This is a genomic window from Desulfosarcina cetonica JCM 12296 (assembly GCF_001311845.1).
In the GTDB taxonomy this organism is placed as follows: Bacteria; Desulfobacterota; Desulfobacteria; order Desulfobacterales; family Desulfosarcinaceae; genus Desulfosarcina; species Desulfosarcina cetonica.
Genome location: NZ_BBCC01000209.1, coordinates 1 through 10,238, shown reverse-complemented (window position 1 = coordinate 10,238; position 10,238 = coordinate 1). Strand labels below are relative to the sequence as shown.

The following is a 10,238-nucleotide window of genomic DNA, read 5'->3' as shown; positions in this document are numbered from 1 at the left end:
CCTCGCCCCAGGCGACCCCTCAGCCGGCCAGTCACCCGGCGTCCGGCTGGTTCAGCCTGTTGCGTCTGCTGGGTTATGCCCATCGGGAAAGCATGGAGATTCGCCGCGACCCCATCCGCCTGACCGTGGCGGCCCTGGGATCGGTCCTGCTCATGTTCATCCTGGGCTACGGCATCACCCTGGATGTGGAAAACCTCGCCTATGCGGTCCTCGACCAGGACCGCTCACCCGAAAGCCGGGACTATGTGCTGAACGTCAGTGGGTCGCGCTACTTTGTCGAGCATCGGCCGATCGCCGATTTCGCGGATCTTGACCGACGCATGCGAAACGGCGAGCTGAGCCTGGCGATCAATATCCCACCGGGCTACGGACGCGATTTGAGGCGCGGACGCCAGCCGAGGTGGGGTTCTGGATCGACGGGGCCATGCCCTTTCGCGCCGAGACCATCCGGGGGTATGCCCAGGGCATCCATCTGCAGTACCTGGCCGACCTGGCCCGCCGCCATGGGCTTTCGGCCGGCCGTGGGGCCAGCGTCAACGTGACCCCGCGCTATCGCTACAACCAGGATTTTAAGAGCATTTACGCCATGGTGCCGGCGGTCATCCCGCTGCTCTTGGTCTTCATCCCCGCCATTCTGATGGCCCTGGGCGTGGTGCGTGAAAAGGAGCTGGGCGCCATCACCAATCTCTACGTCACGCCGGTGACCCGCCTGGAGTTCCTGCTGGGCAAGCAGTTGCCCTACGTGGCGATTTCCATGCTCAGTTACTTCGGCCTGGCCGCCATCGCCGTGATCGTGTTCCAGGTGCCCATCAAGGGCAGCTTCGCCGCCCTCACCGCCGGCGCTGCTCTACGTGATCACCACCACCGGCATCGGCCTGCTCATGTCGGCCTTCACCCGCACCCAGATCGCGGCCCTGGCCGGCACGGCCATCGTCACCCTTTTGGCGGCGGTTAATTTCTGCGGCATGACCCACCCGGTTTCCTCACTGGAGGGCGTGGGCGCCTGATCGGCCGACTCTTTCCCACGACCTATTTTCTGGTCGTCAGCCGCGGGGTCTTCACCAAGGCCCTGGGATTCGGCGACCTTTCCGCCCAACTGGCCACCCTGGCGCTCTTCATCCCCGTCTTGACCGTTGCCAGCGCCCTGGCGCTAAGCCCACAGGACCGCTGAGCATGCACAAACTGACCAACATCTTCTTCCTCGGCATCAAGGAGCTGCGCAGCTTCTGGCACGACAAGGTGCTTTTCCTCTTCGTCATCTGGGCCTTTTCCGGGGGCATTTACGCCATTGCCACGGCCACCTCGCTGGAGCTGCACAAGGCGCCCATCGCCGTTTTGGACGAGGATCGCTCCCAGCTCTCGGAACGGATCATCGACGCCTTCTACCCGCCCTACTTCCAACCCCCGGTCCGTATCCCACGGGCGGCGGTGAATCCCGGCATGGATTCGGGGCACTACACCTTCGTCCTGGATATCCCGCCCGGGTTCGAACACGACCTGCTGGCCGGCGAGGGACCCGACCTCCTGGTGGACATCGATGCAACGCGCATGACCCAGGCCTTTATCGGCTCGGGTTACATCCGCCGCATCATCAACGCCGAAGTCGCCGATTTCCTCAAGACCACCGGCGATGCCCGGACGCCCATCCGCCAGACCATCCGCGTGAAATTCAACCCCAACCTGACCAGCACCTGGTTCGGCAGCGTCATGGAGATCATCAACAACATCACCATGCTTTCGATCATCCTGACCGGCGCGGCCCTGATCCGCGAACGCGAGCACGGCACCATCGAACACCTTCTGGTGATGCCCCTCACCCCGTTGGAAATCATGTTCGCCAAGGTGTGGTCCAACGGGCTGGTGGTGCTCGTGGGAGCCAGCCTTTCCCTCTGGTTGATGGTGCAGAAGGTGTTGGGCGTGCCGATCGCCGGCGCCACCTGGCTGTTTCTCCTGGCCGCCGCCTTGCATCTTTTCTCCACGACCTCCATGGGCATTTTTCTCGGTACCGTGGCGCGCTCCATGCCCCAACTGGGCCTTTTGATGATCCTGGTGCTGCTGCCCCTGCAGATTCTCTCCGGCGGCATCACCCCGCGCGAGAGCATGCCGGCCGTCGTTCAGGCCATCATGCAACTGGCGCCCACCACCCATTTCGTGGCCCTGTCCCAGGCCATCCTCTACCGCGGCGCGGGCATCACGGCGGTCTGGCAGCATCTCCTGGCCATCATCACCATCGGCGCGGTCTTCTTCGCCATCGCCCTTTTGCGCTTCCGCAAGAGCGTCACCCAGACGCAGCTGTGACGGATTCGTAAAAAGCGGCTTCCCCCGACAAACCGAACCAATGCCCATCGATCGCTGACGATTTAAAGAAAAATTACGGCATATCGTTACCACCTGTCAGCGACACAACCGCCGAAAAATTTGTAACTTATTGATATAAATTATCTTTCAATAACTTCCCAATATGGCACAAGGTTTGAGATATCAATAGGCAGCAGAACGGAAGCGAAACCTTTGGTAATTGATCAAACCTTGGCCCGGACCAGTGGATGGCTGTGCAAGTGCCGACAAGCCGGGCCGCCGTTAAACCAGAAAAGTGGAGGGGGGAGCACAATGGAGGCCCAAAAGAGAAGTCTGAAAAAATCCATCATCAACCTGTATGGATTACCGTCGTTCGGGTTTCAGTTGTTTGTCAACATGGAAATTTTTTTCTTTGCCGCGTTTTTAACCGATTATGCCAAGATTCCGGTGGCCATGGCCGGCACCGTGCTCATGGTTACCAGCATCTTCGATATCGTCTGGGTACCCACGGCAGGCGTGATCCTGGAAAAAAGCGACATGCGCTGGGGCCGATATCGCTCCTGGCTGCTGATCGGCCCGCCCCTGGCAGCCATCTTTTTCGTGTTGCAGTTCGCCAAAATCGGTGAGCCCACCGTCAATGCCATCCTGGTCTCCATCGGGTTCATCGTCTCCCACCTGATCTGGAACATCTATTACGCCGGCCATATCGCCATGAACAACTCCCTGACCACGGTGAGAGAAGAGCGCATCTCCATGGCTTCCAACCGGGGCATGTTCAACGCCCTGGGCGCGATTGTCTTCTCCATGGTCGGCGCCGAGAGCATCAACCTCTTGGGAGGGGGCAACCAAGCCTTGGGATGCACCCTCACCGTGATCATCTCCGGCATTTTCATGATCCTCTGCTACTGGGCCCTGTTTGCCCTCACCAAGGACCACGCCTACCACCCCGGCGCCGGCACGGCGGCCGACAAAAAAGACAAGATGCCCATCGCGGAAATGCTCAAGCAGATCCTGGTCAATCCCCCCCTTATCGGTCTCATGCTGGCGGAACTGGGACGTTACCTGGGCCGTTTCATCATCTTCGGGCTGGCGTTCTACTATTTCAAATACGTGGTCAACAACCTTGCCGTGATCGCCGTTTTCTTTACCGGCCTCAACGTGGTCTGCTTCTTCGGTGCCATGGCGACCGCGCCCCTGGCCAAGAAGTTCGGTGAACGCAACACCTATGTGCTATCCTTGATCATCTTCATCATCGGGCTTATGCTGGTGTGGTTGCTACCCATGAATTATGTTTCTTTCATGATTGTCATGTTCGTGGCCTACCTGGGCTACGGCATGCCCGACGCCCTGAGTGTGGCCATGTATTCGGCCACGGTGGACTATGGCGAGTGGAAAACCGGCAAAAACGCCCGCGGTTTCATCATGTCCCTGATCAGTTTTCCCATCAAGACCGCCGTTTTCGTGCGTAGCGTGGTGATTACCAGTATTCTCGTATCGGCGGGTTACGTCGCCGACATGCCGGCCACCCCCGAACTGATCAACGGCATAAAAAACGGCATCGCGCTGGTTCCGGCCCTGTTCATCGGCGCCGGCCTGGTGATCATCCTGGCGCTTTACCGGATCACCCCCGAACGGCTCGGCGAAATGCAGCAGGAGATCGCCGCGCGCAACTAAGGCCCGGGCGTATCACCGGGCGTATCAGTGCGGGTTGCGTGATAAGCGCTTTATACTTATTCACTTAAAACAACGGAGCTTTTGAAAATGATTATCATCGGTGAAAAAATCAACGGCGCCATTCCTTCCGTAGCCGAGGCGATCCAGAAAAAGGATGCGGATTTCATCAAAAACCTGGCCAGCTCCCAAACCGAGGCCGGCGCAAGCTACATCGATGTGTGTGCCTCGGTGGATGTGGCCGTCGAACTGGAAACCATGCGATGGCTCATCGATCAGGTGCAGGACGCCACGGACACGCCCATCGCGGTGGACAGCCCCAGCGCCGACATCTGTGCCCAGGCCATGAAGCTGTGCAACAAACCCGGGCTGGTCAACTCGGTTTCCATGGAGGGAAACAAGATCGACATGATCTTCCCCGAAATTGCCGACACCCCGTGGGGCTGCGTGGCGCTGCTCTGTGACGACACGGGCATTCCCAAAAGCGGCGAGCAGCGCCTGGCGGTATTTGCCGCGATCATGGAAAAAGCCAAGGCTTACAAGATCGATCCCTCGCGCCTGTACATCGACCCCCTGGTGGAAATGCTCTGCACCGCCGAGGACGGCATCAACATCATTCTCGACGTCATCGGCAAGATCAAGACGCAGTATCCGCAGATCCACATCACCAGCGGGGCGAGCAATATTTCCTTTAACCTGCCGGCCCGGAAGTTCGTCAATCAGGCGTTCATGGTGTTGGCCATGGGGGCGGGGATGGACAGCGCGATCATCAATCCGTTGGCCAAACACATGATGGGGCTGATCTATGCCACCGAGGCGTTGAAGGGCATGGACGAGTACTGTATCGAATACATCGGCGCCTACCGGAAAGGCCTGTTCGGGCCGCTACAATAGACATCGCGGTCAACGCCAGCTATTTATGAAAGGATGGAAACAATGTCGAAAATCGAAGAAGTGAAGGCAAATGTGGAAACCGGCAAGACAAAACTCGTACCGGGACTGGTCCAGGCGGCATTGGACGAGGGCAACCCGGCCGAGGCGATTCTCGAAGCCATGGTCGCGGCCATGGGCGTCGTGGGTGACAAGTTCTCCAGCGGGGAGCTCTTCGTTCCTGAAATGCTGATCGCGGCCAAGGCCATGGCCAAGGGCGTCGAAGTCCTCAAACCGCATCTGGCGGGAACGGCCGCCACCGCCCTGGGAACCTGCGTCATCGGCACGGTACGGGGGGATCTGCATGACATCGGCAAGAACCTGGTAGCATGATGATCGAAAGCGCGGGCTTTGATATGGTTGATTTGGGCGTGGACGTGTCGGCAGCCAAATTCGTCGAAGCCATTAAAGCCAACCCGAATGTGAAACTGGTGGCCTGCTCGGGTCTGCTTTCCACCACCATGCCGGCCATGAAAGAGACCGTGGCGACCATCAAGGAAAGTGGCCTGACCGGCTTCAAGGTGATCGTCGGCGGCGCCCCGGTAACGCCTGAATTTGCCGCCGAGATCGGGGCGGACGCCTATGCACCGGATGCCGGCAAGGCAGCGTCCAAGGCAAAAGAACTGGTAATGGCAGCTTAACCCTAAAAGGAGGCCTTCAACCATGCTCACCAAACGCGAAAACCTGATGGAAACCATCAAGGGCGGCAATCCCGACCGGTTTGTCAACCAGTATGAATTTCTCGAAATCATCATGGAAGCCCCGTTGAGAAAAAGGCCCCAGAAGGGGCATACGATCGTCAACGAATGGGGGGTGACCTTTCAATGGCCGGAAGATCAGATCGGTGCCTTCCCGGTCCACGACGCCGAACACATCGTGCTCAAGGATATCACTAAATGGCGGGACTATGTGAAGGCACCGGCCATCGAAACCAGCCTGGAGCGCTGGGAAGCGGCCATCAAGCACGCCGAATCCGTGGACCGCAAGGAGCAATTCGTGAGCGTCTTCTTTGCTTCGGGAACATTTGAGATGACCCACCATCTCATGGGCATGGAAGCCGCCATGATGAACCTGTACGAAGAACCGGAGTGCATGCACGAGCTGATCGACTACCTCGTCGATTATGAGATCGAATATGCCAAGCAGGCGATCAGATATCTCAAGCCCGACGCCCTGTTCCACCATGACGACTGGGGCGGCCAGATCGCCTCGTTCCTTTCGCCGGCCATGTTCAATGAGTTTTACCTGGAACCCTACAAAAGAGCCTATGGGTTCTGGAAGGATAACGGCGTGGAGCTGATCGTGCACCACAGCGATTCCTATGCCGCCAACCTGGTGCCCGCCATGATCGAGATGGGCATCGACATCTGGCAAGGCGTCATGACCACCAACAACACCCCTGACCTGATCAAGCAATACGGTGGCCAGATCTCCTTCATGGGCGAAATCGACAGCGGCCCCCTGGATCATCAGAACTGGGATGCGGCGGAAATCGCCAAACATGTGGAAAGAGCCTGTCAGACCTGCGGCAAGCATTACTTCATTCCCTGCCTGACCCAGGGCCTGAACTTCAGCTCCTTTCCAGGCGTCTATGAAGCCACCAGCAAGGCCATCGATGAGATGAGCAAGAAAATGTTCTGATCTCGAGCGGATTCGCCATCGAGAAGCCCCTTGGAGCGGCTTCCGGCCGTGAAGGCGCCATTTGGCCCTTGGCCGGGGGTCGCTTCAATGCATAGGGGCATCGGTTTTCAGGCTGAAGGGGCTTAGGTCCAGATGAACCGGCGTCTCGAAATATTGTTCCATCTAACCGAATTATGCTATGCTATTAGTGGTAGTAAAACAACGCATCGAGGCCACGTGCATGGCGACAAAACCCACGGAAGACGAATCGGCGACACGGACGGGAAATGAAGCTCCCGGATCGGCATCCACGGACCATCCGGATATCACCACGATCCAACGACGATCGGAAGACCTCATCCACTTGGCCGATCGCTCACCGGACGCCATCTATCGGTTCGACATCGAATCGCGGACGTTCTCCTTTTTCAACCGGCGGTTCTTCTCCCTGTTCGCCGGTGAGGAAAACGGCAAACAGGAGCTTTCCCCCCAAAGCGTTCGGCGGCACATTCACCCCGGGGACCACGAACGGATCGAATATGCCCTGGCCGACTCGCTGGCCCCCGCCCAGCGGAGCGGCGAGATCGACTATCGCTATCTGAAGGACGACGGTTCCATCCGGATCATGCAGGACCGCTGGAGCGTGGTCCGTGACCCTGGGGGACAGATAGTCGCCATCGAGGGTTTCATCCGCGACACCACCGGCTGCAGACGGGCCGACCAGGCGTTCGAACGCAGCATCCGCAACGCCTTGATCGGCTGCTATATCGTCCAGGACGCCCGGCTGATGTACGTTAACCCGGAATTCATGCGCATTACCGGATACGGCGAGGCGGAATTGATCGGCAGCGATCCATTGACCCTCGTTCAGACATCCGATCGCGCCGAGACGCGGAGCAACGCCATCGCCATGCTCAAAGCCAGGCGCCGGGATCCCTATACCTTCTGCATCACGGACAAGACGGGCAACACCAAGTGGATCCTGGAGACGGCGACCTCCATCCAGTACAACGACAAACGCGCCGCTTTGTGCTACTTCATGGACATCTCCCAGGGGAAGCAAGCCGAGGCGGAGCGCCTGGCCAAGGAGAAGCTGCTGTCGATCCTGGAACTGGCCGGTGCCGTGGGCCACGAGCTCAACAACCCCCTGCAGGTGGTGATGATGGGCATCGAGAAGCTGGCCCCCGAAGCCGACGCAGACGCGCGCCGGACAAGGCTCTACCAATTGTTGAAAAACAATCTGGACCGATTGGTGGCCACCATCCGCAAATTTCAGAACATTACCCGGTATGCCACCAAGGATTATGTGGGTGGCGAAAAATCCTCGATATCGAGGCCGCCTCAGCCGACCCCCATGAAGGTAGCGGCAGGTCAACCTGAATGCCCCGCAAAGTAAACCGCCACCGGCATTACGCTACGCCCCATCCAGCACCTCGCGCACCTTGGCGGCAAGATCCTTTCTGGAAAAAGGCTTTTGAATGAAGTCGATCCCCTCATCGAGCACACCCCGATGGGCAATGACATTGGCGGTGTAGCCGGACATGAAGAGAACCTTCACCCCGGCATACAGCTCCTGAATCCGGATTGACAACGCCTTGCCATTCATATCGGGCATGACCACATCGGTCATGATCAGGTGAATCGGGCCGGCATGCCCGCGGGCGACATCCATGGCCTCGGCAGCATTGTTGGCCGTAAGCACGGTATAGCCGCACTGCTTCAACATCATCTGGGTCATTCGCAAGATCGTGTGTTCATCCTCCACCAAAAGGATGGTCTCCGTTCCCTTTGCGTCTGACGGTAACGCTGTCGGCCGTTCCACGGGTTCCGGTGCGGATTCATACCGCGGCAGGTAAATCCTGAAGGTCGTTCCCTCTCCCGGCTCGCTGTAGACATTGATGAACCCGTTGTTTTGTCGGACAATGCCGTAAATCGTGGCCAAGCCCAGCCCGGTCCCCTTGCCAAGTTCCTTGGTCGTGAAAAAGGGTTCGAAAAGACGCGCCTGGACTTCCTTATCCATACCGCAGCCGTCGTCGCTGACGGCGAGCATGATAAAGTCGCCGGGTACAGCGTCGGCATGATCGGCACAATAGGCGTCATCGATGGACTGCGTGGTCGTCTCGATGGTAATTTTGCCCACGTCAAAAATGGCATCCCTGGCATTGATGCAGAGGTTGACCAGAATCTGATCAATCTGGGAGGGGTCCATGTAAACCGAATCGATGCGGGAGCCTGGATGCCAGACGATATCGATGTTCTCACCAACCAATCGACGCAGCATCTTGAGCATGCCCTCCACCGTTTCGTTCAACTCCAGTCGCCTCGGGGCGATGGTCTGTTTTCTGGAAAAAGCCAACAACTGCCGGGTAATCTTGATTGAGCGCATGGCGGCCGCATGGATTTCTTGTAGATCGGAATACAGGGGATCCTCTGGCGCTGTGTTATCCAGGGCCAGCTCCGTATAGCCAAGAATCACGCTGAGCATGTTGTTGTAATCGTGGGCCACGCCACCGGCCAACCTGCCGACGGATTCCATTTTCTGGGCCTGCTGGAGTTGATGCTCCATTCTGGTCAAATCCGTTATATCGGTGGCGATCTGCAGCCGCACCAAACGGCCGTCGGTCCATTCGACGGCCCTGTCATGATTGACATAATACTTCCCTGTGACCGGATTGCGATCTTTCCAAACGCAAACGCCCGTGGGTTTGCCGTTGGCATCCACCAACCGGGCATGCGTGCAGGCGTCGCGGGGTCCCTTTTCATTCCGAAAAGCCGCCCAGCAGGCATCGCCGGTCATATCCCCGCCGAAGTTTTCCCGCATATATCGGTTCACAAACAAAACCTCATGGGTTTCCATATCCACCACATTCACAGCGGCATCGATGCTGTCCAAGATTTTCAGGAATCTTTGCTGGGAAGCCCACAGATCCTGCTCAGCGTGTTTTTGAACGGTTCTGTCCGTAACGATCCCCTCGATGGCAACAAGCTCGCCAGCCGCGTTCCGTATACCCACATTGCGCTGGTTGAGCCAGCGGAGGCCCTGGGTTTTGTGAATAATCTGGTAATCATAAATGGGTGATAGATGCCCTTGAAGGATCTGGTCCCACTCCTTCTCGAAATAGTCATGCCAATCGGAAGGGATCAGTTTTTTTAATAAAAAGTGGATTCTCATACCATATTTCGGGGGGATACCCGGTGATGACTTCCGCTGCGGGGCTTATATATTCATACTTCCCCTCAGGAATCGACATTCGGTAAATGATATCCGGGGAATTTTCGGCCATGCGGCGGAATTTCGCTTCGTTCTCCCGCAGCATCCGCCGACAGCTTACGGTCTACAAGCATCTGATTGGCGTATTTCGCCATCTGGCCGAGTTCAGCGAATTTGATATGCTCTTGATCGATGGCCTCGTCTGAATTCGCCGCCCGCTTAAAAAATGAGACCAGAAGTTCCACATCGTTTTTCAGTCGCCGGTTCAGTGACCTGAAGAACAGGTAGAACAGGCCGAGAATGGCGGTCACCGTCATTGAAAAAAAAAGAAATTTGATTTTCAGCTGATGGTTCAATTGGGCCTGCATCCGGGCAATGTCGCTTTCCACGTCATCGATGTAAACACCGGCGCCCACTAACCATTGAAGGTCCTTTACGCCGAGAACAAAAGAAATCTTCCGGGACTGAATCCCGGGATCGGTTAATTTGCGATGCGTGTATTGGATAT

General features: G+C 57.5%; 10 protein-coding genes and 1 pseudogene. 8 read left to right on the top strand and 3 right to left on the bottom strand.

Features of this window, described 5'->3' with window-relative positions; all coding sequences use genetic code 11:
• Positions 1–92: 92 nt before the first annotated feature.
• The 8 genes and pseudogenes from JCM12296_RS50975 (at position 93) to JCM12296_RS39100 (ending at position 7,915) form a co-directional block, all read left to right on the top strand.
• Positions 93–955: pseudogene (locus tag JCM12296_RS50975) on the top strand (ABC transporter permease).
• A gap of 218 nt (positions 956–1,173) precedes the next feature.
• Positions 1,174–2,298 (top strand): ABC transporter permease, encoded by a 1,125-nt coding sequence (locus JCM12296_RS28945; RefSeq protein WP_054700297.1) that lies wholly within the window; start codon positions 1,174–1,176, stop codon positions 2,296–2,298.
• A 312-nt stretch (positions 2,299–2,610) separates the two neighbouring features.
• Entirely contained in the window at positions 2,611–3,972 is a 1,362-nt protein-coding gene (locus JCM12296_RS28940) for an MFS transporter (protein ID WP_054700294.1), read from the top strand.
• Positions 3,973–4,059: 87 nt separating this feature from the next.
• Positions 4,060–4,863: a methyltetrahydrofolate cobalamin methyltransferase gene (locus tag JCM12296_RS28935; RefSeq protein ID WP_054700292.1), complete on the top strand. Its 804-nt coding sequence runs from the start codon at positions 4,060–4,062 to the stop codon at positions 4,861–4,863.
• Between the two features lie 42 nt (positions 4,864–4,905).
• Complete coding sequence (locus tag JCM12296_RS46100; protein WP_246805049.1) at positions 4,906–5,232, top strand: B12-binding domain-containing protein; 327 nt, start codon at positions 4,906–4,908, stop codon at positions 5,230–5,232.
• Positions 5,229–5,540 carry a cobalamin B12-binding domain-containing protein gene (locus JCM12296_RS46095; protein ID WP_246805047.1) on the top strand — a complete coding sequence of 104 codons (312 nt, stop codon included), beginning with the start codon at positions 5,229–5,231 and terminating at the stop codon, positions 5,538–5,540. Before JCM12296_RS46100 ends, JCM12296_RS46095 begins: the two co-directional genes overlap by 4 nt.
• 22 nt (positions 5,541–5,562) lie before the next feature.
• Positions 5,563–6,540, top strand: coding sequence for a uroporphyrinogen decarboxylase family protein (locus JCM12296_RS28925; protein ID WP_054700290.1), 978 nt, complete (start codon positions 5,563–5,565; stop codon positions 6,538–6,540).
• Between the two features lie 220 nt (positions 6,541–6,760).
• The gene (locus JCM12296_RS39100; RefSeq protein ID WP_054700288.1) at positions 6,761–7,915 is read left to right on the top strand and encodes a PAS domain-containing sensor histidine kinase; all 1,155 of its coding nucleotides are present in this window, start codon (positions 6,761–6,763) and stop codon (positions 7,913–7,915) included.
• 18 nt (positions 7,916–7,933) lie between these two features.
• On the opposite strand, the gene JCM12296_RS28915 is transcribed toward JCM12296_RS39100, so the two are convergent.
• The 3 genes from JCM12296_RS28915 to JCM12296_RS28910 all read right to left on the bottom strand — a co-directional run.
• Entirely contained in the window at positions 7,934–9,691 is a 1,758-nt protein-coding gene (locus tag JCM12296_RS28915; protein ID WP_054700285.1) for a hybrid sensor histidine kinase/response regulator, read from the bottom strand.
• Positions 9,642–9,770 (bottom strand): hypothetical protein, encoded by a 129-nt coding sequence (locus tag JCM12296_RS50970; RefSeq protein ID WP_422699187.1) that lies wholly within the window; start codon positions 9,768–9,770, stop codon positions 9,642–9,644. Before JCM12296_RS50970 ends, JCM12296_RS28915 begins: the two co-directional genes overlap by 50 nt.
• The coding region (locus JCM12296_RS28910) for a cache domain-containing protein (RefSeq protein ID WP_218188338.1) at positions 9,757–10,238 on the bottom strand (482 nt) is incomplete at its 5' end. The genes JCM12296_RS28910 and JCM12296_RS50970, both read right to left, overlap by 14 nt.